This is a genomic window from Azospirillum sp. B21 (genome assembly GCF_008364825.1).
Taxonomy (GTDB): Bacteria; Pseudomonadota; Alphaproteobacteria; order Azospirillales; family Azospirillaceae; genus Azospirillum.
In genome coordinates, this window is record NZ_VTTO01000010.1 from 93,050 (window position 1) to 117,143 (window position 24,094).

19 protein-coding genes are annotated in these 24,094 nt (G+C 66.9%); 7 read left to right on the top strand and 12 right to left on the bottom strand.

Annotated elements, in window-relative coordinates; translation table 11 throughout:
• Positions 1–7: 7 nt before the first annotated feature.
• Positions 8–1,192, top strand: a complete 1,185-nt coding sequence (locus FZ983_RS22140) for an efflux RND transporter periplasmic adaptor subunit (protein WP_149225653.1) — start codon at positions 8–10, stop codon at positions 1,190–1,192.
• Positions 1,193–1,216: 24 nt separating this feature from the next.
• Positions 1,217–4,402 carry an efflux RND transporter permease subunit gene (locus tag FZ983_RS22145; protein ID WP_149225654.1) on the top strand — a complete coding sequence of 1,062 codons (3,186 nt, stop codon included), beginning with the start codon at positions 1,217–1,219 and terminating at the stop codon, positions 4,400–4,402.
• 4 nt (positions 4,403–4,406) lie between these two features.
• Here FZ983_RS22145 and FZ983_RS22150 read toward each other — a convergent pair whose 3' ends face one another.
• From FZ983_RS22150 to FZ983_RS22170, 5 genes are all read right to left on the bottom strand, one after another.
• Positions 4,407–5,459 carry a serine hydrolase domain-containing protein gene (locus FZ983_RS22150; RefSeq protein ID WP_149225655.1) on the bottom strand — a complete coding sequence of 351 codons (1,053 nt, stop codon included), beginning with the start codon at positions 5,457–5,459 and terminating at the stop codon, positions 4,407–4,409.
• A gap of 156 nt (positions 5,460–5,615) precedes the next feature.
• Entirely contained in the window at positions 5,616–6,200 is a 585-nt protein-coding gene (locus tag FZ983_RS22155; protein ID WP_149225656.1) for a hypothetical protein, read from the bottom strand.
• 108 nt (positions 6,201–6,308) lie between these two features.
• Entirely contained in the window at positions 6,309–9,209 is a 2,901-nt protein-coding gene (polA, locus tag FZ983_RS22160; RefSeq protein WP_149225657.1) for a DNA polymerase I, read from the bottom strand.
• A gap of 90 nt (positions 9,210–9,299) precedes the next feature.
• Entirely contained in the window at positions 9,300–10,052 is a 753-nt protein-coding gene (locus tag FZ983_RS22165; RefSeq protein WP_188092450.1) for a response regulator transcription factor, read from the bottom strand.
• A 118-nt stretch (positions 10,053–10,170) separates the two neighbouring features.
• On the bottom strand, positions 10,171–10,989 hold the full coding sequence (locus tag FZ983_RS22170; RefSeq protein WP_247883910.1) for a transporter substrate-binding domain-containing protein: 819 nt from the start codon (positions 10,987–10,989) through the stop codon (positions 10,171–10,173).
• A 417-nt stretch (positions 10,990–11,406) separates the two neighbouring features.
• On the opposite strand from FZ983_RS22170, the gene FZ983_RS22175 reads away from it, so the two are divergent.
• The 5 genes from FZ983_RS22175 to FZ983_RS22195 are packed head-to-tail and all read left to right on the top strand — an operon-like array spanning position 11,407 to position 15,853.
• A complete protein-coding gene (locus FZ983_RS22175) occupies positions 11,407–13,155 on the top strand; it encodes a SpoIIE family protein phosphatase (RefSeq protein ID WP_247883911.1) in 1,749 nt (582 codons plus the stop codon).
• A 19-nt stretch (positions 13,156–13,174) separates the two neighbouring features.
• The gene (locus tag FZ983_RS22180; RefSeq protein WP_149225659.1) at positions 13,175–13,720 is read left to right on the top strand and encodes a SiaB family protein kinase; all 546 of its coding nucleotides are present in this window, start codon (positions 13,175–13,177) and stop codon (positions 13,718–13,720) included.
• Positions 13,721–13,740: 20 nt separating this feature from the next.
• Positions 13,741–14,115, top strand: coding sequence for a biofilm regulation phosphoprotein SiaC (siaC, locus tag FZ983_RS22185; RefSeq protein ID WP_149225660.1), 375 nt, complete (start codon positions 13,741–13,743; stop codon positions 14,113–14,115).
• A gap of 38 nt (positions 14,116–14,153) precedes the next feature.
• The gene (locus tag FZ983_RS22190; RefSeq protein WP_149225661.1) at positions 14,154–15,074 is read left to right on the top strand and encodes a HAMP domain-containing sensor histidine kinase; all 921 of its coding nucleotides are present in this window, start codon (positions 14,154–14,156) and stop codon (positions 15,072–15,074) included.
• Positions 15,071–15,853 (top strand): diguanylate cyclase, encoded by a 783-nt coding sequence (locus FZ983_RS22195; protein WP_149225662.1) that lies wholly within the window; start codon positions 15,071–15,073, stop codon positions 15,851–15,853. Before FZ983_RS22190 ends, FZ983_RS22195 begins: the two co-directional genes overlap by 4 nt.
• Before the next feature lie 37 nt (positions 15,854–15,890).
• Here the strand turns inward: FZ983_RS22195 and FZ983_RS22200 are convergent, their stop codons facing one another.
• The 7 genes from FZ983_RS22200 to FZ983_RS22230 form a co-directional block, all read right to left on the bottom strand.
• Positions 15,891–17,792, bottom strand: coding sequence for an AI-2E family transporter (locus FZ983_RS22200; protein WP_149225663.1), 1,902 nt, complete (start codon positions 17,790–17,792; stop codon positions 15,891–15,893).
• 116 nt (positions 17,793–17,908) lie between these two features.
• Entirely contained in the window at positions 17,909–18,940 is a 1,032-nt protein-coding gene (locus FZ983_RS22205) for an agmatine deiminase family protein (RefSeq protein ID WP_149225664.1), read from the bottom strand.
• Positions 18,941–19,213: 273 nt separating this feature from the next.
• A complete protein-coding gene (locus FZ983_RS35120) occupies positions 19,214–19,336 on the bottom strand; it encodes a hypothetical protein (protein WP_282187023.1) in 123 nt (40 codons plus the stop codon).
• A 173-nt stretch (positions 19,337–19,509) separates the two neighbouring features.
• Entirely contained in the window at positions 19,510–20,343 is an 834-nt protein-coding gene (locus FZ983_RS22215) for an ABC transporter permease subunit (RefSeq protein WP_149225666.1), read from the bottom strand.
• Positions 20,340–21,284: an ABC transporter permease subunit gene (locus FZ983_RS22220; RefSeq protein WP_149225667.1), complete on the bottom strand. Its 945-nt coding sequence runs from the start codon at positions 21,282–21,284 to the stop codon at positions 20,340–20,342. The genes FZ983_RS22215 and FZ983_RS22220 overlap by 4 nt, the downstream gene beginning before the upstream one ends.
• Positions 21,281–22,444: a polyamine ABC transporter ATP-binding protein gene (gene potA, locus FZ983_RS22225; protein WP_149225668.1), complete on the bottom strand. Its 1,164-nt coding sequence runs from the start codon at positions 22,442–22,444 to the stop codon at positions 21,281–21,283. The genes FZ983_RS22220 and potA overlap by 4 nt, the downstream gene beginning before the upstream one ends.
• A gap of 99 nt (positions 22,445–22,543) precedes the next feature.
• On the bottom strand, positions 22,544–23,641 hold the full coding sequence (locus FZ983_RS22230) for an extracellular solute-binding protein (RefSeq protein ID WP_149225669.1): 1,098 nt from the start codon (positions 23,639–23,641) through the stop codon (positions 22,544–22,546).
• Between the last annotated feature and the right edge of the window lie 453 nt (positions 23,642–24,094).

Consider the following 24,094-nt stretch of genomic DNA (forward strand, 5'->3'; position numbering starts at 1 on the left):
AGATCTCATGACCAAGTCACGCTCCAAGCTCGCCCTTCTCCTGATTGCCGGGGTCGCCGCAGCGGGCGCCGCCGGCATCGTCGTCAGCCAGGGCCATGCCGACGCCCCGCAGACCGCGGCAGCCGCCCCGCCGCCCCCGGAGGTGGATGTCGCCCCCGTCGTGGTGCGCAAGATCACCGACTGGCAGTCCTATTCCGGCCGCCTGGAAGCGGTGGACCGGGTGGAGGTGCGGCCCCAGGTGGCCGGCGCCATCACCGCCGTGCATTTCCGCAACGGCGCGCTGGTCCGCCAAGGCGACGTGCTGTTCACCATCGATCCGCGCCCCTTCGCGGCGGAGGTCGCCCGTCAGGAGGCCCAGGTCGCCGCCGCACAGGCCCGCGTCCGCTTCACCGCGGCGGACCTGGAGCGCGCCCAGCGGCTGGTCCGCGACGACACCATTTCCCGCCAGTCGCTGGAGAGCAAGGAGAACGAGGCCCGGTCCGCCGCCGCCAACCTGAAGGCGGCCCAGGCGGCGCTGGAGATCGCCCGCATCGACCTGGAGCACAGCCAAGTCCGCGCCCCCGTCTCCGGCCGCGTGTCGCGCGCCGAGGTGACGGTGGGCAACGTGGTGGCGGCAGGGGCCGCGGCGGCGCCGCTGACCACGCTGGTCTCGGTCTCGCCGATCTACGCCTCCTTCGACGTGGATGAGCAGACCTACCTGACCCACATCGCCGGGGTGAAGGACGCATCCGGCGTGCCGGTGCAACTGGGTCTCGCCAACGAGGCCGGCTATTCCCGCGACGGCGCGGTGGAGCATGTCGACAACCGCATGGACGCCGCCTCCGGCACCATCCGCGTGCGCGCCCGCTTCGACAATGCCGACGGTCTTCTGGTCCCCGGCCTCTACGCCCGCATCAAGGTCGGCGGCAGCCAGCCGCATGACGCGCTGATGGTGGACGACCGCGCCATCGGCACCGACCAGGACAAGAAATTCGTCCTGGTGGTGGCGGAGGACGGCACCGTCAACTACCGCGCCATCGTCCCCGGCGCTTCTCAGGCCGGCCTGCGGGTGGTGAAGAGCGGGCTGGAGCCCGGCGAGCGCATCGTCGTTAACGGCCTGCAGCATGCCCGCCCCGGCAGCCGCGTCAGCCCGCGCACGGTCGCGATGAACGGCACGCCGGAGCCCATCCGCACCGCATCCACGGCGCAATGATCCACGCCCGCCGGGAGAGCCGTCATGAACATCTCGAAATTCTTCATCGACCGCCCGATCTTCGCGGGTGTCCTGTCCGTGGCGCTGTTCCTGGCGGGCGCGATCTCGCTGTTCCAGCTGCCGATCTCCGAATATCCGGAGGTGGTCCCGCCCTCCGTCGTCGTCCGGGCGCAGTATCCGGGCGCCAACCCCAAGGTGATCGCCGAGACCGTCGCCGCTCCGCTGGAGGAGCAGATCAACGGCGTCGAGAACATGCTGTACATGCAGTCGCAGGCCAACAGCGACGGCAACATGGCGCTGACCGTCACCTTCCGGCTCGGCACCGACCCGGACAAGGCGCAGCAGCTGGTGCAGAACCGCGTCTCCCAGGCCCTGCCCCGCCTGCCGGAGGATGTGCAGCGGCTTGGCGTGACGACGGTGAAGAGTTCGCCGACGCTGACCATGGTCGTGCATCTGCTGTCGCCCAACGACCGCTATGACATGACCTACCTGCGCAACTACGCCATCCTCAACGTCAAGGACCGGCTGAGCCGTATCCAGGGCGTCGGCGAGGTGCAGGTGTGGGGTGCCGGCGACTATTCCATGCGCGTCTGGCTCGACCCCAACAAGGTGGCCGAGCGCGGCCTGACCGCGTCCGACGTGGTGGCGGCGATCCGCGAGCAGAATGTGCAGGTCGCGGCCGGCGTCATCGGCGCCTCCCCCAGCCTGCCGACCACGCCGCTGCAGCTGTCGATCAATGCGCAGGGCCGCCTCAAGACTGTCGATGAATTCTCCAACATCGTCCTGAAGATTGGCAAGGACGGCGGCGTCACCTACCTGCGCGACGTGGCGCGGGTGGAGCTGGCGGCGGCGCAGTACGGCCTGCGCTCTCTGCTGGACAACAAGCCGGCGGTGGCGCTGGCGATCAATCAGGCGCCGGGCGCCAACGCGCTGAACATCGCCGACAATGTCCGGGCGACGATGGCGGAGCTGAAGGCCGACATGCCCGACGGCGTCGATTTCAGCATCGTCTACGACCCCACCCAGTTCGTGCGGTCGAGCATCGAGGCGGTGATCCACACCCTGCTGGAGGCGGTCGCCCTGGTGGTGCTGGTGGTGATCGTCTTCCTGCAGACCTGGCGGGCGTCGATCATCCCGCTGCTGGCCGTGCCGGTGTCGATCGTCGGCACCTTCTCCCTCATGCTTCTGCTGGGCTATTCGATCAACGCGCTGTCGCTGTTCGGCATGGTGCTGGCCATCGGCATCGTGGTGGACGACGCCATCGTCGTGGTCGAGAATGTCGAACGCAACATCGAGTCCGGCCTGTCGGCCAAGGAAGCCACCTACAAGGCGATGCAGGAGGTCAGCGGACCGATCATCGCCATCGCCCTGACCCTGGTCGCCGTCTTCGTGCCGCTGGCGGCCATGACCGGCCTGTCCGGCGAGTTCTACAAGCAGTTCGCGATGACCATCGCGATCTCCACCGTCATCTCCGCCTTCAACTCGCTGACCCTGTCGCCGGCCCTGTCGGCGGTGCTGCTGCGCGGCCATGACCAGCCGCAGGACTGGCTGACCCGCGCCATGAACCGGGTGTTCGGCGGCTTCTTCCGCCTGTTCAACCGGGTGTTCCACCGTGCCTCCACCGGCTATGGCCGCGGCGTCGGCGGGGTGGTGCGGCACAAGGGCATGATGATGCTGGTCTATGTGCTGCTGCTGGGCGCCACCGTCCTGCTCGGCCGTGCGGTGCCGATGGGCTTCGTCCCGGCCCAGGACAAGGAATACCTCATCAGCTTCGCCCAGCTTCCCAACGGCGCCTCGCTCGACCGCACCGAGGCGGTGATCCGCGAGATGACCGACATCGCCCTCAAGCAGCCGGGCGTGCAGAGCGCCGTCGCCTTCCCTGGCCTGTCGGTCAACGGCTTCACCAACAGCTCCAGCGCCGGCATCGTCTTCGTCACGCTGAAGCCCTTCGCCGAGCGCGGCGACTCCAGCCTGTCGGCCAACGCCATCGCCGGCGCCCTGCAGATGCGCTATGCCGGCCTGAAGGAGGCCTTCGTCGCCATCTTCCCGCCGCCGCCGGTGATGGGGCTCGGCACGCTGGGCGGCTTCAAGATGCAGCTGGAGGACCGTGGCGCGCTCGGCTACGAGGCGCTGAACGCGGCGGTCAACGCCTTCGTCACCAAGGCGATGCAGACGCCGGAGCTGGGGCCGACCTTCTCCAGCTACCAGATCAACGTGCCGCAGCTGGACGTCGACCTCGACCGGGTGAAGGCCAAGCAGCAGGGCGTATCGGTCGGCGAGGTGTTCGACACCATGCAGATCTATCTGGGCTCGCTCTACGTCAACGATTTCAATAGCTTCGGCCGCGTCTACCAGGTGCGGGTGCAGGCGGACGCCCCGTTCCGGGCGGAGTCCGGCGACATCGGCCTCTTGAAGACCCGCAACGACCGCGGCGACATGGTTCCGCTGTCCTCGCTGGTCCGGGTGGCGCCCAGCTACGGGCCGGAGATGGTGGTGCGCTACAACGGCTACACCGCCGCCGACATCAACGGCGGGCCGGCGCCGGGCTTCTCCTCCGGTCAGGCGCAGGCGGCGGCCGAGCGCATCGCGGCGGAGACCCTGCCCCGCGGCGTGCGGTTCGAGTGGACCGACCTGACCTATCAGCAGATCCTGGCCGGCAACTCCGCGCTGTGGGTGTTCCCGATCAGCATCCTCCTGGTCTTCCTGGTGCTGGCGGCGCAGTACGAGAGCCTGACCCTGCCGCTGGCGATCCTGATGATCGTGCCGATGAGCCTGATGTCGGCGCTGGCCGGCGTGTGGATCACCGGCGGCGACAACAACATCTTCACCCAGATCGGCTTCATGGTGCTGGTCGGCCTGTCCGCCAAGAACGCCATCCTGATCGTGGAGTTCGCCCGCGAACTGGAGGAGCAGGGCCGCAGCACCGTCCAGGCCGCCATCGAGGCCAGCCGCCTGCGCCTGCGCCCGATCCTGATGACCTCCATCGCCTTCATCATGGGCGTGGTGCCGCTGGTGACCTCAACCGGCGCCGGGTCGGAGATGCGGCACGCCATGGGTGTGGCGGTGTTCGCCGGCATGATCGGCGTCACCCTGTTCGGTCTGGTGCTGACCCCGGTCTTCTACGTCCTGCTGCGCCGGCTGGCCGGCGCGAAGGCGGAGCGGTCGGCGGACATCCCCGCCACCCCGGCGGGAGCGGTGACGCACCACTGACCGCTTATCGTCTGAACACCTCATCCGCCACGGCATCCAGCAGGGCCTCGTCGCTCTGCTGGTTTCCGTTCGTCAGGAAGATCAGCGCGGTGCGGCGGCCGGGGTAATAGCGGACATCGGCCTCGAACCCGTCATAGCGGCCGTCATGGCCGACGCCGCGCCCCCAGCGGTCCTTCCACAGCGCGACGCCCAGCCCCTGCCCCTCCTCGTTCTCCGACGGGGTCATCATCCGCCGGACCGTCTCGGGTTTCAGCAAGCGGTTGTCGCGGAACAGGGCGAAGACGAAGCGTTCCAGATCGCCGGCGGTGGTGACCAGCGGCCCGTCGCCGGTGGTCGCCGCCCAGGACCGGCGGCTGACGTCGCCATCCTCGGTATAACCATGGGCAAGGCTGCGGTCGCGCGGATCGGCGCCCACGGTGGTCGAGCCCATCCCGGCGCGCTCCAGCACCCGGCTCCGCAGCACCTGCGCGAAGGGAACGCCGTCGCGCAGCCCCGCGATGTGGCCGAGCAGGACATAGTTGCTGTTGGAATACTCGTAATGCCCGCCGACCGGCCCGGTCGCCTCCTCCCCCGCCGCATAGGCGAGCAGAGCGCCGCTGCGTGGCAGCCGTTCCGGCTTGGCCGCCTCGTCCTCTTCATAGGCATCGGTGATGTAATCGGGAATGCCCGAGCTATGGTCGAGCAGATGGACCAGCCGCGCCCGGTTGGCATTGGCGACCTTGCCCAACGGCAGGTCCGGCGCCAATTCCCGCACCGGCCGGTCGAGCGAGAGCAGCCCCTCCTCCACCTGCTGCATCACGGCGGCGGCGGTCGCCATCTTGCCGACGGAGGCGACATAGAAGCGCGTATCCTCCGTCACCGGCCGCTCCCCCCGCCGGTCGGCGATGCCGGAGACGACGACGCGCCGGAGGTCGGGGCCGGACACCAGCAGGACGCCGCCGTCGAGTTCCTCCTCGGCGATAAAGCGGTCGAGGAGGCGTTGGAGGCGGTCGGCCGCATGGGCGGACGGGACCGCGGAGCCCAGCAGGAGCACCGCGGCCAAGGTCAGCCGGAGCAAGCGACCATGCCGGGCGGAAGCCCTGTCCTTCCGGCCTTTTCCATCCCTTTGCATTGCCCTGCCCCCTCATAGGCCGACGGAGTTACGCCGAAAGCGGTGTCCGGTTTCGAGGCTGCGCAGGGCAATCGAGAACCGGCAAGGGGTGGGAGCCGCGGATCAGGTGAAGCTGTCGCCCAAACCGAGGTTCTTCAGAGTGAACCCGGCCTCCTTGCAGGTCTGGCGGATCTTGCGGACGGCGGCCAGCAGTTCTTTGCTGTGGCTGAGGGTCGGCGGCGTCCGGACAATCTGCGCGAACAGCTCCTGGTTCATCTGGTATCGCAGTATGTTCTTCGGATCGCTTTCCAGATGCAGCAGAAACATGTCGTCGAAGATGTTGCTGTCGACGGTGCGGGATTTCGACGTCTTCACCCGCTTGAACCAGCTCATGCTCTTTGCCAGCTCTGACTTCTGTTCCACCGTCTTCATTTCACTGGCGAGCTTGGCGTAGGCGGCGCTGTCGTCTTCCCTGTCGCCCAGAAACATCTTGAAGATGCAAAGCGCCTTGGTCTTGGTCGGTTCGGCGCGGAAATCCAGCACCATCCAGGGAAACAGCACCCGCTTGAGACGGTCTATCGAAGTTTCAACGGGATCCACTTCCATCTTCTTGGCGATCGCGCCCTGGCTTCGCGACAATGCGGCATGGACCAGGGCACGGCGGGTTTCAGCAGGCGCGAAGGCGACGGTCTGGGCAACGGACGGCACGCTAACCCCTCCTTATCAAAGGGATATTATCGATCCGTCCGGGCTAACACACATAACGATGCAGACTCAATATATTGCGCGCGCTTAAGAAGGCGCCGCGTCCGCCCCTCAATGCGCCTCCTCCCAATTGTCCCCGATCCCCGCTTCCGCCACCAGCGGCACGCCGAGATGCGCGGCGCCCTCCATCACCCCGCGCACGATACGCGCGGCATCCTCAGCCTCCGCTTCCGGCACCTCGAACAGCAGTTCGTCGTGCACCTGCAGCAGCATCCGCGCGCTGCTCCCCGCCGCGGCCAAGGCTGCGGGCATGCGGTTCATCGCGCGCTTCATGATGTCTGCCGCGGTGCCCTGGATGGGGGCGTTGATGGCCTGGCGCTCGGCGAAGGCGCGGCGGGCGGCGTTCTTGTCCTGGATGCCGGGCATGTAGCAGCGGCGGCCGAACAGCGTCACCACATAGCCGTGCTGGCGGGCGAAGCTCTTGATCGACTCCATCCAGACCTTCAGCTCGTGGAAGCGCTCCAGATAGGTCTTGATGAAGCTGTTGGCCTCACCGGGCGCGATGCCCAGCTGGCGGCCCAGGCCGAAGCCGGAGATGCCGTAGATGATGCCGAAGTTGATCGCCTTGGCCTTGCGGCGGATGTCCGGCGTCATCTGATCCAGCGGGATGCCGAACACCTGGGCGGCGGTGGCTGCGTGAATGTCCAGGCCGTCGCGGAAGGCGTCCTTCAGCGCCTGGATGTTCGCCATCTCCGCCACCAGACGCAGCTCGATCTGCGAATAGTCGACGCTCAGCAGCTTGTGGCCGGGTGACGCCACGAAGGCGCGGCGGATCTTCTTGCCCTCCTCCGTCCGCACCGGGATGTTCTGCAGGTTGGGGTCGGTGGAGGACAGGCGGCCGGTGTTGGTCGCCGCCAGCGCGAAGGCGGTGTGGACCCGGCCGGTGACGGGGGAGATCTTCTCCTGCAGCGCGTCGGTGTAGGTGCTCTTCAGCTTGGCGAGCTGGCGCCAGTCCAGGACGCGCTGGGCGATGGTGTGGCCCTGCTCCGACAACTCCTCCAGCACGCTGCTATCGGTGGAATAGGCGCCGGTTTTGCCCTTCTTGCCGGTGCCGAGCTTCAGCGTGTCGAACAGGATTTCGCCCAGCTGCTTGGGCGAGCCGATGTTGAAGCTCTGGCCGGCCAGGGCGTGGACGTCCTTCTCGATCTCGGCGAGGCGGACGGACAGGCTCTGCGACAGGTCGGACAGCGCCTTCTTGTCGATGCGCACGCCGGCCCGCTCCATATCCGCCACCACCGGGACCAGCGGGCGGTCCAGCGTCTCGTAGACGGTGACCATGCGGTCGTCGACCAGCCGCGGCTTCAGCAGCGTCCACAGGCGCAGCGTGATGTCGGCGTCCTCGGCGGCATAGGCCAGCGCCTTGTCCAGCGGCACGCGGTCGAAGGTGATCTGGTTCTTGCCGGTGCCGCAGACCTCCTTGAAGGGGATCGGCGTGTAGGCGAGGTGCATCTCCGCCAACTCGTCCATGCCGTGGCCGTGGGCGCCGCCGTCCAGCACGTAGGAGATCAGCATGCTGTCGTCCACCGGCGACACCGCGATGCCGTTGCGGGCGAACAGCTGGTGGTCGAACTTGAAGTTGTGGCCGATCTTCAGGACAGACGGGTCCTCCAGCACGTCCTTCAGGATCGCCATCGCCTCAGCCGTCGGGATCTGCACCGGGGGCGGCGGGGCGTCGAAGTCCAGCTGGCCGGCGGCGGCGGCGGACGCGCCATGGGCCAGCGGGATGTAACAGGCGATGCCGGGCTCGGTCGACAGCGACACGCCGACCAGCGTGGCGGTGGCCGGGGTCAGGCTGTCGGTCTCGGTATCCACCGCCAGCACGCCGGTCTCCCGCGCGCGCTCGACCCAGCGGCGCAGCGTGTCGGCATCCTGAACCAGTTCGTAGCGCACCTCCGGCACATGCAGCACCGTCTTGCGGGCCGGTCGGCCTTCTTCTGCCGGGCTTTCGGTGGGCGCGGGGGACCTCGCGGCGGGCGTGGCTACGGAACCGGGGGACGGGAGCCCACCGCCGGCGCCATCGGCGATGCGGCCGTCCTTCTGCATCTCCATCTCGACGCGCGAGACGATCGTGCGGAAGCCCTGGGCTTTCAGGAAGTCGATCAGGCGCTGGTGATCGGGCTCGCGCACGCGCAGCTCGTCGAGCGGCTTGGGCGGCGGCACGTTCTCGTCCAGCAGGACCAGACGGCGGGAGATGCGGGCCTGATCGGCGAACTCGATCAGCTTCTGGCGGCGGGCCGGCTGCTTGATCTTCTCCGCATTGGCCAGCAGGGCTTCCAAGTCGCCATATTCGGTGATCAGCTGGGCGGCGGTCTTGACGCCGATGCCCGGCACGCCGGGGACATTGTCGACGCTGTCGCCGGCCAGCGCCTGGACGTCCACCACCTTTTCCGGCGGGACGCCGAACTTCTCGAACACCTCGTCGGGGCCGATGGTCTTGTTCTTCATCGGGTCGAACATGCCGACACCGGGGCGGACCAACTGCATCAGATCCTTGTCGGACGACACGATGGTCACCTTACGCCCGGCCTCCTGCGCCAGACGGGCATAGGTGGCGATCAGGTCGTCGGCCTCATAGCCCTCCAGCTCCAGGCAGGGCAGGCAGAAGGCCTCCGTCGCCTCGCGGATCAGGGCGAACTGGGGCTTCAGCTCCTCCGGCGGTTCCGGGCGGTGGGCCTTGTAGTCGGGATAGAACTCGTTGCGGAAATTCAGGCGCTTGCTGTCGAAGACGACCGCCACCGCTTCCGCCCTGGCGTCGGCCAGCAGCTTCAGCAGCATGTTGGAGAAGCCGAGCACCGCGTTGACGGGCGTGCCGTCCGGCCGCGTCAGCATCGGCAGCGCATGGAAGGCACGGAAGATGAAGCCGGAGCCGTCGACCAGATACAGGCCGCTGCCGTCGCCGTTGGAGGCGGTGCCGGAGGCGTCGTTCTGGGAGGCAGCGGTGGCGTCGGTCATGATGGTCTCTCGTCCCTTCCTTGCGGGCGCTACCATCGCCGAAGGAGGCCTGGGAGTCGAGTGCCGAGACCGGGTATCAGTGGCTGCGCGTCAGGGCGTGCTGTCCTCGACCACGCTGCTGACGACCGGGCCGACGAAGGCATAGCCGACGCCGTGCACCGCCTGAACCGGCAGGGCGCAGCCGCTGCGCTCCTCCACCTTGATGCGCAGGCGGCGGACCAGCGAATCGATGGAGCGGCTGTAGGGGTCCCAGTCGCGCCCCGTGAGCGCCACGGAGATGTCCTGCCGGGTCACCGGCTCGCCGGGGGCGGTGACCAGCAGGGAGAGGAACTTGTACTCGGTCGCGGTCAGCGGCACGGCGGCACCGGTCGGCGGCTGGATGCGCCATTCGATGTCGTCGAACACCCAGGCCCTGCGCGCGTCGGCCGCGGCCGCCGGTGCGGCGGACGGCGGCTCCGGTGCTGGCAGCGGGGCGGCTCCCTTCTGCATCCGGCGCATCAGCGCCTTGACCTGCGCCTCGACCTCGCGGAAGTCGACCGGCTTGACCAGATAGACGTCGGCGCCCAGTTCCAGCCCGATGACCCGGTCGATCAGGCTGGACCGCGCCGTCAGCATGATGATGGCGGCATGGGACGAGGTGCGGATGCGCCGCGCGACCGAGAATCCATCCTCATCGGGCAGGTTGACGTCGAGTACGATGACATCGGCCGGACCGCTTTCCAGCAGCCGGTCCAGCTCCGCACCACGCGACGCCCCCCGCACCTCGAACCCGCAGCGGTCGAGATATTCGACGAGATCGTCACGAAGGTCGGCTTCGTCTTCGACCACAATGATCCGGGCCACGACGCCTATGCCCCCATTCACATTCGTATGAGGTTATATTAAACACCCAATCGGGTTACGCAAACCCAATCAGTTCGACCGGACCAAACCGGCATCGCGCAAGATCGGTTCCACAGCCTTACCTAAGGGATAGGTATTGGTCGCCCACGGTAGCGGAGTAGCGCGCGACCGCGGCCTTGTCGATGGCGTCGATCCGGCCCCTCCCCTTCAGCTCCGCAAGGCAGCGGTCGAAGTCGCCGCGCAGCGACTCGTCGCGGAATACCATGCTGTAGGGTGTCGGCGGAAAGATGGCGGTGAACTGCACCGGCTGGGCCGGGTCGAAGGGCAGACCGCCGCCGGCCTTCGCCTTGTCCTGAAGCTGGCGGTTGTATTCGGCGAAGATCAGCCCGTCGGCAAGAACCGCGTCGACCCGGCCGGCGAACAGCAGGTTGGAATGCACCATCTGGTCGGCGCGCTCGCGGAAATCACCGAAGCTCGGGATCGCATCCCGCAGTCCGGGCAGGACATCGGGCGCGCCGGAAAAGGTGATCACCCGCTTGCCCGCCAGATCGGCCAGCGACTTCACGGTCAGGCCGCTGCTCTTCAGAACCGACGCGCCGTTCTGGTACAGGATGTAGGGGGCGGAGCGCGCGCCCGGCATCTCCATGCCGGCCGGCACGGTGGTGACGGCGTCGACCTGGGCGCCGTCGCGGAAGTCGTTCCAATGGCGGCCGAAGGGCACAACCTTGAACCGCGCCTCATGCCCGCAGGCCGCCAGCGTCTCGGTGATGATGGAGGCCTCCCGCCCGGTGCCGTCGGCGGTCATCATCGGCGGCAGTTCCGGCGTCAGCACCGTCACCGGACGGGCCGTGGCGGGTGACGCCGCCATATGAAGGGCTGCGGCGAGCGTGGCGGAAAAGACCCCTGCGGCACCGAATGCACGAACACCGAACGCCATCCTTCGCCCTCCACCATTGCGGTACAGGCCGCGACCGTCCTACCGGGAAGCGGCGGGCGGGAAGGTAGCATGGGCAACTGTGCGGCCGTCCACCGAAAATCCCATTCCCGGCAACGGCTTCGCCCCGCCCAAGCCACTATTCGGCCGGCGTCCGTTACAGTTCGTTGCAATTGGACGACATTGGTCGCCCCTGGTCGCCGGTTGTTCCCATTCTCCTGGGCTTTCTGACAGTGAAGAAAGCCATTGCCGAATGTTATTTCACGACTGGTTAAAACGATCGTGCTATGGATAGGCTCATCCGCCACACGCATCATGCCCGCCGGCCCTTTCGATGACTGTCGGCGCATCGCACGCAGGGGTGGATTTACTGATGGGCGTTGGATTACCGCACTCCCGGTCGAACGGACCGGGGCTGCCATGAAGACCGTCATGAACGAACGCGCCCCGGTCGGCCGGGTCAGGAGGATGTGGATGAGCGTCACGGGATGGGACGACACCGAATCCTATACGCTTCGCGGCTCCGGCCCGCGCGGCACGGATGAGGACGCCGTCCGCGCCGGCGGATCGTCGCTGCTGACCCGCGTCATCCTGATGATCGTCGGCTGCACCCTGCTGGTCGGAATGGTCGCGATGGGCGTTTCGTCCGTCCTGGTCGGCCGCCAGCAGCGCGAGGCGGTGACCCACCGCGCCATGCTGGTCGGCACGCTCCAGGCCTCGGCCATGGGCCAGGCGGTGTGGGAGTTCGACACCCGCGCGGTGGAAGGGATGATCCGCGGCCTGATGGCCGAGGATGCCGCGGTGCGCAGCGTCAAGGTGTGGGCGGCATCGGGCGGCCGCGGCGGCCATGGCGAGCCGCTGGTGGCGCTGGAACGTCCCGCCGGGCGGGCCGAGCTGACGACAGTCGAACGGCAGATCGCAATCTCCGGCAGCGGCGGCGAGCGCACCATGGTCGGCCTGCTGCGCCTGACCTATTCGCTGGAAGAGGCGGAAAGCGCCACCATGACCGCGCTGGCCCCGATGGCCGGGCTGGTCTTCTTCTCGCTGCTCGCCGTCATCGGCATGATCAGCATCCTGCTGAACCGGCTGGTCCTGGCGCCGCTCGCCCGGCTGACCCGTTCGGCCGGCGCCATCGCGGCCGGCGACTACCGGGTGCGGCTGCGCAACCGCCGCGCCGACGAGATCGGGCAGCTGACCGTCGCCTTCAACCACATGGCGGAAACCGTCCACGACTACACCGAACGGCTGGAGCATCGCGTCGCCGAACGGACGGAGGAGCTGCGGCAGTCCAACGAACAGCTGGCGGTGGTGAACCGTCAGGTCATGGACAGCATCCAGTATGCCAGCCTGCTGCAATCCGCCATCCTGCCGGACGAGCGCGAGATGGCAAAGCGGCTGGACGGTGTCTGCGTGCTGTGGCGCCCCCGCGACGTGGTGGGCGGCGATTTCCACATCTTCCGCGAACTGGAGGACGGCCGCTTCCTGATCGGTGTCGCCGACTGCTCCGGCCACGGCGTGCCGGGCGCCTTCATGACGATGACGGTGTCGGCCATCCTCGACCATGTGCTGTCCGACACGCCCGACAGCGATCCCGCGGCGATCCTGGGCCGGCTGAACCGCATGGTGCGCTCGGCGCTGGCCCGCGGGCGGGACAACCCGCGCTTCGACAACGGGCTGGACATCGGGCTTTGCCTGGTGCGGCCGGACCGCGGCGACCTGCTGTTCGCCGGCGGCCGGATCGGACTGCACATCGTCGATACCCAAGGGGTTGATGACCAGGGCCGCGGTACCGCATCGGTCAGCGAGGTGAAGGGCGACGCCCAAAGCCTGGGCTACCGCAGGTCGGACATCGGCCACCGCTTCACCACCCACCGGGTGGAACTGGTGCCGGGCCGCAGCTTCTACCTGACCACCGACGGTTTCCTCGACCAGGCCGGCGGCGCCCGCGGTTTCGGGTTCGGCAACCGGCGCTTCACCGCCATGCTGCTGGAACACGACGGCATTCCCATGGCCGACCGCAAGGCCGCCTTCGCGCAGGCTCTGGCCGACCACCAGGCCGACCGCGCCCAGCGCGACGACATCACACTGATCGGCTTCTCGCTGTCGCCGGCATCGGCCGCAGCGGTTTCCGGGGCCGCAGGCCCCTCCTCCCAGTTCATCCACCCGTAAGGCAGGTCGTCAAGGTACGATGAAAGGCAACGAACTCTTCAACCTGCAGGAGCTGCTGTCGCGGCAGAAGCTGCTGATCTGCTTCAGCGGCCCCTTCAGCCACAGCGTCATCGAAGAGCTGGGCAAGGCGGTCCGCAATCACCTGGAAAATGAGCAGATCGAGAAGTCGGCGATCATGGACGTCTTCTCCGTCTATGTGGAGCAGGCGCAGAACGTCCGCAACTACACCGCATCCCGCGAAGCGCTGGGCCGACCGATCCCCGCCAACAGCGGTATTGTCGTGATCGGCAAGGAGGACGAACATTACGTCGTCAGCTCCGGCAATCTGGTCGAGGCGGACGACGTTCCCGGCCTGTCGGCGATGCTGGAGAAGCTGCGCGGCCTGGACAAGGCGGGGCTGAAGGCCGCCTACAAGGAACAGTCGCGCAAACCGCGCGAAGCGGGCGCCAGCGGCGCCGGCCTGGGCCTGATCGACATGGCGCGCAAGGCCACCCGGCCGCTGGAGTATTCGCTGCGCGCGGTCGACGAGCGCTATTTCTTCTTCAGCCTTGAAGTCCAGCTATAAGAAATCACGGAACACGCATAATGGACAGTTTGCGGATCGAGGCAACCTCCTGCTCGCCCCTGATCGATTTCGATCCGGCGGCCGGCCTGCTACGCATCGAGGGGGAGTCCTACCCGGAGAACTCCTTCGATTTCTATGCGCCGGTGTTCAGCTGGCTGGAGGAGTATTTGAAGGAACCGGCGCCGGCGGTGGTGCTGGACATCGGACTGAGCTATCTGAACACCAGCAGCATCAAATGCATGATCGACGTGCTGGAGATGCTGGACCTTGCCCATCAGAAGGGCCAGACCGTATCGGTGCGCTGGCATTACGACAGCGACAACGACCGCGCTCTCGACATGGCGGAGGAGTTCGCGGAAGACGTCTCCCTGCCCTTCGAGATCCTCGCCCAATGATGACGCGTCCAGCAGCCGAAATGAACTGAGCACCCGAGATGACGATGCGGTCGCAGGAACAGGAGCTTCGTCAATGGATCGAGCGGCTGGCCGAGGATCCGGCCAATGCCGGCAATCCTCTGCTGGCGGAATTCCAGAAGCTGGCGGAACGGCATGGCAAGCTGTTGCACCAGTTCCGCAAGATCGCCAAGATCAGCGACCGGCTGCAGACCGAGACCAAGGACATGGCGCGCCAGCAGCGCCAGTTCGTGCTGATGGTCAGCCATGAGTTCCGCACGCCGCTGGCGATCATCGACAGCGCCTCGCAATTGCTGGAACTGGAGCCGAAGCTGCCGGTCTCGGCCATGCCGCGGGTGGGAAAGATCCGCAACGCGGTACAGCGGATGCTTCACCTGATCGAGCGTTGCCTGACCGATGAACGGCTGGGGACCGCCGCCGCACGGCCGATGGCCTTCGACCTCGCCGCCATGTTGACGGGGCTGGTCGCGGAAATGGGGGCGTCGGCGGCCGGCCACAGGTTCGAACTGCAGGGCGTCGGTCGCCCGGTGCCGATTCCCGGCGACCGCGACCTTTTGACCGTTGTGTTTTCCAACCTGCTGGAAAACGCTGTGAAGTACTCGCCGAACGGGGGGACGATCCGCCTCGACCTCTCCACCGGCGAGGGGCAGGTGACGGTGCGGGTGGCGGACGAGGGAATCGGCGTCAATGCGGCCGACGCGGCGCGGCTGTTCGACAAGTATTTCCGGGCGTCCAACGCCGCCGGCACCACCGGCGCCGGGCTGGGTCTCCATCTTGCCCGCTGCATCGTGGACACCCACGGCGGCGGGATCGCGGTGGCGAGCCAGCCGGGTCAAGGTGCCGCCTTCACCGTCCGCTTGCCGCTCGCCCGCACCGCTCCCGCTCAGCCGGCGTCGGCCGTGGTTGCGACGGAGCCGCCCGTTGCGGAGCCGGCGTCATGAGCGGCGGCGCGAAGTCCGGTGACGCGAAGGTAACGGGCCTGCCCAGGCGCTGGGCACTGCGGCGGGGAACGGTGGGGATGATGCTGCAGGAACAGAAACTCCAGGACTGGCTCGCCCGCCTCGCCGAAAACGAGCACTACGCTGCCCACCCGCTGATGACCGAATTCCGTGCCCTGGCGGACGAACACCTGAAGCTGATGCGGCAGCTGACGAAGATCGCCAAGATCAGCGACCGCATGCAGACCGACACACGGCAGATGGCCCAGGCGCTGCACGCGGCCTCGCAGACCGATCCGCTGACCGAACTGCCCAACCGCCGCCATATGGTCGACCGCCTGGAAGCCGAGTTGTGCCGCGTCGGCCGGAACGGCAGCGGTAGCGGCGGCTTCGCCCTGATCATGCTGGACATCGACCATTTCAAGGAGGTCAACGACGCCTTCGGCCATGCCGCGGGCGATCACGTGCTGGTGGAGGCCGCCGGTCTGTTGCGGCGGAACCTGCGCGGGCATGACCTGTGCGCCCGCTGGGGCGGCGAGGAATTCCTGATCCTTCTGCCGGACACCGATCAGGTGCAGGCGGAAGCAGTGGCGGAAAAGCTGCGCGGGCTGATCGCCCACCAACCCATCGCACATCAGGGGCACAGCATCGCCGTCACGCTCAGCCTGGGCGTGGCCGCCTATCGGCCGGGGCGGACCGCCGACGACTGCATCCAGGCCGCCGACGATGCGCTCTACATCGCCAAGCGCGCCGGACGAAACAGGTGGGCCACAGCGGCATAAGCCGCCGTGATGCCGGCCTTTCTCAATCCGCCCTTTCTCACTCCGCATCGACCTGCGGTTCGGCGGCTGCCGGCGCCGTAGCGCCGATCTGCAGTTCCTCCAGCTGCGCCAGGGCGCCGGCCATTCCGGTGGCGACCAGGTTGGCTTCGGTCTCGGCACTGGCGCGTTCAGGGACTTCGGCTTCGGGGTGAGCGCTCCACAGGCAGAGCAGGATCGGCACGCGGGGGCCGAAATGCAGGCGCAGCCGGCGCAGCAGCCGGCGTGAATGACCGAGCGACGAGGGGTTGAGGGAGGACAGGACCACCGCGTCGATCCCCGCGGTGCCGAGGCTGGCGATGGCGCGGGCGGATACCTTCTCGCACGGGATCACATCGGTGCGGATGCCGCGGCCGGTCAGCAGATAGGCGAGCAGCCCCGCCGCCGCCTCGTCCAGATTGTTGCGGGCGCCGATGCAGAGCACCCGTGGCGCATCCTCCGGCAAAGTGCCGGTTTCGGACAGTTCGTCCAGCAGGCTCGCCATCCCATCCGCCACCGCCTGACGGCCCTCAGGGTTCAGGGTCCCGCGCTGCCGGTCCTGCTCGGCCAGCGACAATGCGGGCAGCAGCAGGCCGTCCGCCATTTCGATTGGCGTGCCCTTGCCGAGCCGTTCCTCCGCGATCTCGGTCGCCTCGACGGGATCGCGGGCCAGCAGGCGCTGGTAAACTTTCGCCTCGTCGGGCAGGACGGGGCGGTCGCCCAGCATCACCTCCAGGAAATGCAACTGCGGCACGTGGCGGCCCAGCACCACGAGGCAGACGGTCAAGGGGGTGGCGAGTAGCAGGCCGACCGGCCCCCACAAGGTCGTCCACACCACCGCCGCGACGATGATGGCGAGGGAGGACAGGCCGGTCGCAGTCCCATAGAGCCAGGGCTCCACCACATTGTTGGAAAACAGCTCCACCGCCACGAACAGGGCGATGCACAGCAGCGGCAGGGTCCAGCCGGTGTCGACCGCGAAGGACAGAAGGATCGGAAAGGCCGAGGCGATCACCGGTCCCAGGAAGGGGATGAAGCGCAGCACCGTCGCCAGCAGCCCCCACAGCAGCGGATTCGGCACGCCCAGCAGCCACAGGCCGATGCCGATCGGAATGCCGTAGGTGACATTGACCACCACCTGCATCAGCAGGTAACGGCTGACCCGCTCGCCCGCATCGTTCATTGCCTCCGTGGTGCGGCTGAGGTCGCCGGACCCGACCAGCCGGATCAGGCGGTCGCGCAGATCCTCGCGCTGCAACAGCATGAAGATGGTGAAGACCAGCACCATGCCGGCGGTGGCGACCGGCGTCATCGCCGGGCCGAGGACCCGTTGGACGAGGTCGAAGACACCCGCGTCGGACTGATCGAGGCGGACCGGCACCGGCTCCCGGCGCGGCGGGCTGGTGGTCGTGCCGGATGGTGGCGCGGTCGGAGCAGCACCGGCCGCGGGTGGTGCCGGCTGCTCGCCGCCAGTCGCCTTTTCCAACTCCTGCTGCAGGTCGCGGAAGGCGTCGGTCGCCTGCTTCAGCGCGCCGCGGTCCCCGGCCGAGGAGGTGGCGGTGCGCAGGGTCTGGATCTTGGTGTGGATGTTGCGCTGATAAGTCGGCAGATTTTCCGCCAAATCGCCAAGCTGGCTGCCCACCACCGCACCGAAGCCGATGATCGCCATGAACAGCAGGACCACCACCGCCAGCACTGACGGCACCCGGCCCAGATGCCAGCGCTCCAGCCGGCTGACGATGGGCGTCAGCACGAAACCGAGCAGCACCGCCAGCGCGATCGGTATCAGGATGTCCGCCGCCAGATAGAGCGTTACCACGATCAGCGTGATGATCAGCAGGATCGTTTGGGTCGAGGCGGGCGGAGCGGCCTTGGTCACCGCGATGGGGCGTGCCTGCAGCCGGCGGGCGGTGTCCTCGGCCATGATCGTCGGGCTTTCCGGAAGGGAGAATGCCCGACAGGAACACCGGCCGCGCAGACCCGTTCCCTCACCCGCCGAACGCAGGTGACAGAGAGGGAGCCGCCGTCAGCAACTCGCCGTCAGGGATGCGGCTGCTGCTGGGTGATGCAGTGGATGCCGCCGCCGCCGCGCACGATGTCCATGGCGGCGATCTGCACCACCTCGCGGTCGGGGAAGGCCTTGCGGACAACGCGGTAGGCCTCGTCGTCGGCCGGATCCTCGAAGGCCGGCATGACGATGCCGCCGTTGGCGATGTAGAGGTTGGTGTAGGACAGCGTCAGGCGCACGCCGTTTTCGTCGCGGCGGGCGGGCTGCTGGATCGGGATGACCTCCAGCGCGCGGCCCTTGGCGTCGCGGGCGCGCTTCAGCCGGTCGAGATTGTCCTGGAAGGCCTTGAAATTGGCGTCGCGGGGATCGTCGGTGGTGATCGCCATCACCACGCCCGGGCGGACGAACAGCGCGATTTCGTCGATATGGCCGTCGGTCTCGTCGTCCTGATAGCCCTCGCCCAACCAGATGACCGTCTCGATGCCGAGATGGTCCTTCAGGTTCCGCTCGATCTCGTCCTTCGACAGGCCGGGATTGCGGTTGGGGTTCAGCAGGCATTGTTCGGTGGTGATCAGCGTCCCCTCCCCGTCCACATGGAACGAGCCGCCCTCCATCACCAGGGGCGCGGAAAAGCAGGGGAGCTTGAGGTGCTCGAGGATCAGGCGGCCGACCTGCTGGTCCTTGTCGCAGCCGTCGTAATTGCCGCCCCAGGCGTTGAAGCCCCAATGGACGCCGGCCAACCCGCCCTTGCCGTCGACGACGAAGCTGGGACCGGTATCGCGAATCCAGGAGTCGCTGATCGGCAGCGGCAGGATCTGAACGCCGGGACCGCAGGCGAGCGAGGCTTCGGCCACATCCGCCGGGTCGCACACCATCGTCACCGGCTCGAACCGGGAAATGGCCTGCGCGACCTCGGCGTAGGCGTCGCATGCGGCGTCGAAAGCGCCCTCCGGCCAGGTTTCCGGCCGGCACGGCCACGCCATCCAGCAACCGCTGTGGCGAGCCCATTCACCAGGCATGTGGAAGCCTTGACCCGTCGGCGTCGGGGCGTTCGGTGTCGTCATGCGTCGATCCCTCTACCCTTTTGTTCTCTGGCGCATCCCTTGGCCCATTACGGCGGCGGCACGGAACGCTGGCCGGCACACCGTATGGTCGGGACATTTTTCATCCCAACCCACCCTAACCACGGGAGCGCGCATTTGGCAATCGCGTCCGCGACAGCGGGCACTTGGCCTGATGGCAGAGGAACTTTTCAAAGGACGCGATCAAGGGGTCGCGTCGGCATGCCGGGAGAGGGAGCCGGCATGAGGTCCGGTCAGCAGCCGAACCGTGGCCGATCAGTGGCCGGACGGCGGGCGCAGGGCGCGGCGGGCGGTGACCGTACGGGTGGTCGAATAAGCAGTGGAAACGGGATTGAAGAATCCGAGCCTCAACAAGGGGAACCACAGGAGCGCGCGCATGGCACAGCCTCTTTCGCTGTTGACGATGGCTTCAACATAGCAAAAGAAACGGGCAATTGCCATCCGTAGCGGCACGGGTCTGCCGAGCGCGGATGGGTAGGCTGGCGAGAACGACTGCGGACCGGCCGGCATATGCTTCCGGCCGGCCCGCATCGATTCTCAAAACCGGGCTTTCAGCCGTTCTGAATAGCCATCTGCTCGTCGCGTTTGCGCTGACGCTCCTGGCGGGTCATGACGATGCTGGCGACGAAGATGCCGGTCGCCACCACCAGAACCATCAGGGTGGCCAGCGCGTTGATCTGCGGGCTGATGCCGAACTTCACGCTGGAGAAGATCACCATCGGCAGAGTCGTAGAACCGGGACCGGAAACGAAGCTCGCCACCACCACGTCGTCCAGCGACAGGGTGAAGGCCAACAGCCATCCGGCGACCAGCGCCGGGGCGATCAGCGGCAGGGTGATGACGAAGAACACCTTGGCCGGGCGGGCGCCCAGATCCATCGCCGCCTCCTCCAGGCTGCCGTCCATGCCGGCAAGCCGCGACTGGATGACCACCGCGACGTAGGACATGGTGAAGGTGGTGTGGGCGATGGTGATGGTGGTGATGCCGCGCCCGTCGGGCCAGCCCAGCCACTGCTCCATCGCCACGAACAGCAGCAGAAGCGACAGGCCGGTGATGACCTCCGGCATGACCAGCGGCGCCGTAATCATGCCGCCGAACAGCGTCCGGCCGCGGAACCGCCCGAACCGGACCAGCGCCAGCCCGGCGCAGGTGCCCAGCAGGACAGACAGTGTCGCCGACACCGCCGCCACCTGGAAGGACAGCAGGGCCGCGTCCAGCAGGGTGTCGTTGTGGATCAGCTCCCCGTACCATTTGGTCGAGAAGCCGCTCCACACCGTCACCAGCCGCGACTCGTTGAAGCTGTAGACGATCAACAGCGCGATGGGCACGTAGAGGAAGGCATAGCCGAACCACAGCGCCCAGGACAGGAACCCCATCCGTTTCATCGGCCGGCCTCCGCCTGTTTGCCCTGCACATGCTGGAAGATCATGATCGGCACCACCAGGACCAGCAGCAGCGCGATGGCGACGGCCGACGCGACCGGCCAGTCGCGGTTGGCGAAGAACTCGTTCCACAGCACGCGGCCGATCATCAGCGTGTCGGGACCGCCCAGAAGTTCCGGCGTCACGAACTCGCCCACCGCCGGGATGAAGACCAGCAGCGAACCGGCGACGATGCCCGGCAGCGACAGCGGCAGCGTGATCGACAGGAAGGACTTGAAGGGTCGCGAGCCGAGATCGGCCGCCGCCTCCAGCAGGCTGGGGTCCATCTTCTCCAGCGTCGAATAGAGCGGCAGCACCATAAAGGGCAGGTAGCAGTAGGTCATGCCGATATAGACCGCCCAGTCGGAATAGAGGATCTCCACCGGACCGCTGGTGATGCCCGTCCATTCCAACAGGTTGCTGATGACGCCGTTGCCCTTGAGGATGCCGATCCAGGCATAGATGCGGATCAGGAAGCTGGTCCAGAAGGGCAGGATCACCAGCATCATCAGCGGCCCGCGCCGCGACGGCTCGGACTTGGCGATGGCATAGGCCATGGGATAGCCAATCGCCAGGCACAGCAGCGTGGTGACCGCCGCGATCCTCAGCGAGTTCAGGTAGGCGAGGATGTAGAGATCGTCCCCGCCCAGCCGGAAGTAATTGCTGATGTTCAGCAGGACCTGCAGCTTCGAGGTGCCGGCATCCTCGTCGGTCAGCCATTCCACCAGCGACGAATAGGGCGGCTGGGCGATGATCGATTCGGAAAAGCTGATGCCGAAGACGATCAGGAAGGGCACCAGGAAGAACAGCATCAGCCACAGATAGGGGATGGCGACGACCACGCCGCGCCCCCACAGCCCGATCCGGCTGAGCCCGGAAACGAGGATGGAGACGACCGTCCTCATTGGGTCAGCACCACGCCGGCGAAGGGGCGCCAGGTCAGGGTCACCTCGTCCTCCCAGGTGATCGGCATTTCGGTGCGGCGGGTGACGTTGGGGGCGGTGACGCGCACCGTCTTGCCGGTCGGCAGCTGCACCAGATAGATCGACACGTCGCCGAGATAGGCGATTTCCCGGACGATGCCGGTGGTGCGGTTGCGGCCATCACCGCTGGGGGCACCCTCTGCGACCGGGTCCTTCGACAGGGCGATCTTCTCCGGGCGGATGGCGACGGAGACGGGCGAGCCGGCGGGGGCCGGGGTGGCATGGGCGATCAGCAGTTCGCAGCCAGCCTCTTCCGACGCGACGATCACCTGATCGCCGTCGGTCGAGACCACCCGGCCGTCGAACATGTTGATGGAGCCGATGAACTCCGCCACGAAGCGGTTGTGCGGATATTCGTAGATCTCGGTCGGCGTGCCCACCTGGGCGATGACGCCGTGGTTCATCACGGCAATGCGCGAAGACATGGTCATCGCCTCTTCCTGGTCGTGGGTCACGACGATGAAGGTGACGCCCAGCTTTTCCTGGATGTTGACCAGTTCGAACTGCGTGCGCTCGCGCAGCTTCTTGTCGAGCGCCCCCAGCGGTTCGTCCAGCAGCAGCAGCTTCGGCCGCTTGACCAGGGAGCGGGCGAGCGCCACGCGCTGGCGCTGGCCGCCGGACAGCTGGTGCGGGCGGCGCTTGCCGAAGGCCGACAGCTGGACCATCCCCAGCATCTCCGCCACCCGGTCGCGGATCTCCGCCTTCGCCACCCCGTCCTGTTTCAGGCCGAAGGCGACGTTCTGCTCCACCGTCATATGCGGGAACAGGGCATAGGACTGGAACATCATGTTGACCGGCCGCTCATAGGGCGGGATGCCGGCCATATCGACGCCGTCGATGAAGATCTTGCCCTCGGTCGGCTGTTCGAACCCCGCCAGCATGCGCAGCAGCGTCGTCTTGCCGGAGCCAGAGCCGCCGAGCAGGGCGAAGAACTCGTTTCGGTAGATCGACAGGCTGACCTCGTCCACCGCGACGAAGTCGCCGAACGTCTTCGTCACCTTTTCGATGCGGACATAAGGCGTCTGGCCCGCGTCCTGCCACGGTTCCAGGCGGGTGGGCTTGCGAATCGGCTGACCGGCCATCCGGTATCCTCTTTCATGACAACGCCCCGGCAGTTCCCCATCGCTGGGGATCGGCCGGGGCGGGCCGGCGCCACGGGTCGGCGCCTCAGGGGGTCCGGCTTACTTGCCGGTCTTGACCTTGGTCCACACGCGGGTGCGGGCGCGGTCGGTGGCCTGCTTGATCTGCTTCAGCGAGAACAGCTTCAGAGTGCTGTCGGCCGGCAGGAAGATGCCGGGGTTCGACTTGATGTCGTCGGCGACCGTCGCCAGCGACCCCGGCACCGCGTTGGCGTAGCTGACCTTGTTGGAGATGTTCGCCATGTTGGCCGGGTCGAGCACGAAGTTGATGAACTCGTGCGCGCCGTCCTTGTTCGGCGCATCGGCCGGAACCGCCAGCGTGTCCCACCAGACCTGCACGCCTTCCTTCGGCGTGATGTACTCCACCTTGGCGCTCTTGGCCTCGGCGGCGCGGGCGGCACCCTGGATGGCGTCGCCGTTGTAGGCCATCACGACGCAGGCATCGCCGCCGGCAAGAATGTTGATGTTCTCACCCGTGACGAAACGCTTGATGTAGGGGCGGACCGCCATCAGCGTCTTTTCGACCTTCTCCAGATCCTCCTTCTTCTCGGAGTTCGGGTCGAGGCCGAGATAGTTCAGCACCGACGGGATGACGTCGATGGCCGAATCCATCACGGTGATGCCGCAGGCCGAGACCTTCTTCGCCACTTCCGGCTTGAAGATCAGGTCCCAGCTGTCCAGCGCAACGTCGGGGGCGACGGCCTTGATCTTTTCCGGAATGATGGCGATGCCGACGGTCCCGCCGAGATAGGGCACGGCGAACTTGTTGCCGGGATCGGAATTCTCCAGCAGCTTCAGGACCTTCGGGTCGATGTTCTTGTAGTTGGGGATCTTCGACTTGTCGAGCGGCCCCACCACCTTCGCCTGGATCAGGCGCGACAGGGTCGGCTCTGCGGTCGGCACGATCACGTCGTAGCCGGACTTGCCGACCAGCACCTTCTGCTCCAGCAGTTCCAGGCTGTCGTACAGGTCGACCTTCGTCTCAGCGCCCGTGGCCTTGGTGAAGTCGGCGAGGGTCGTTTCACCCAGATAGTCGTTCCAGATGTAGATGTTGACCGGCTTCTTGGCCTGGGCCATCGCCGGGCCGGCGATGGCAATCGCCGCGACCGCGCCGATGAGGCTGAGAGCGAATTTTTTCATGGTTTGCCCCGACCTGTTCGTCTGTGTTGCGGGCGCCGCCACATCCCAACGGCACACCCGGCTCGCGGGCGCTATTGCACCCAGGCGTGGGTGTGTTGTCAACGGTTTGGGTCGAGTTTGCAGGTGCCCTGCGGAGCTGGGGCGTGCCGAAAAGAAGGTGGCGGCCGGCCGCGCTGCCCAAGGGCCGGAAAGCCCATGTTGCAGGTATCGCGGCCGGCAAGGCAAAGCCTCTCCCCGAACGACGGCCTGACGGCCGGCGACCGGGTCGCCCACGCTTAAATTGCATACGCCAGTATTTTCGCTCGCGAATATGCGGTCAGTTATATCCCCAGCAACTTTTGGGTCAATGCCACAATTGTCGCGTTTTGTTTCCGAACTGAAAGACGAGACGGCACAAGGTGTTTCCAGACGATCGCATGTATTTCGACGGGTGCGGATGGAACCGACAGCCTC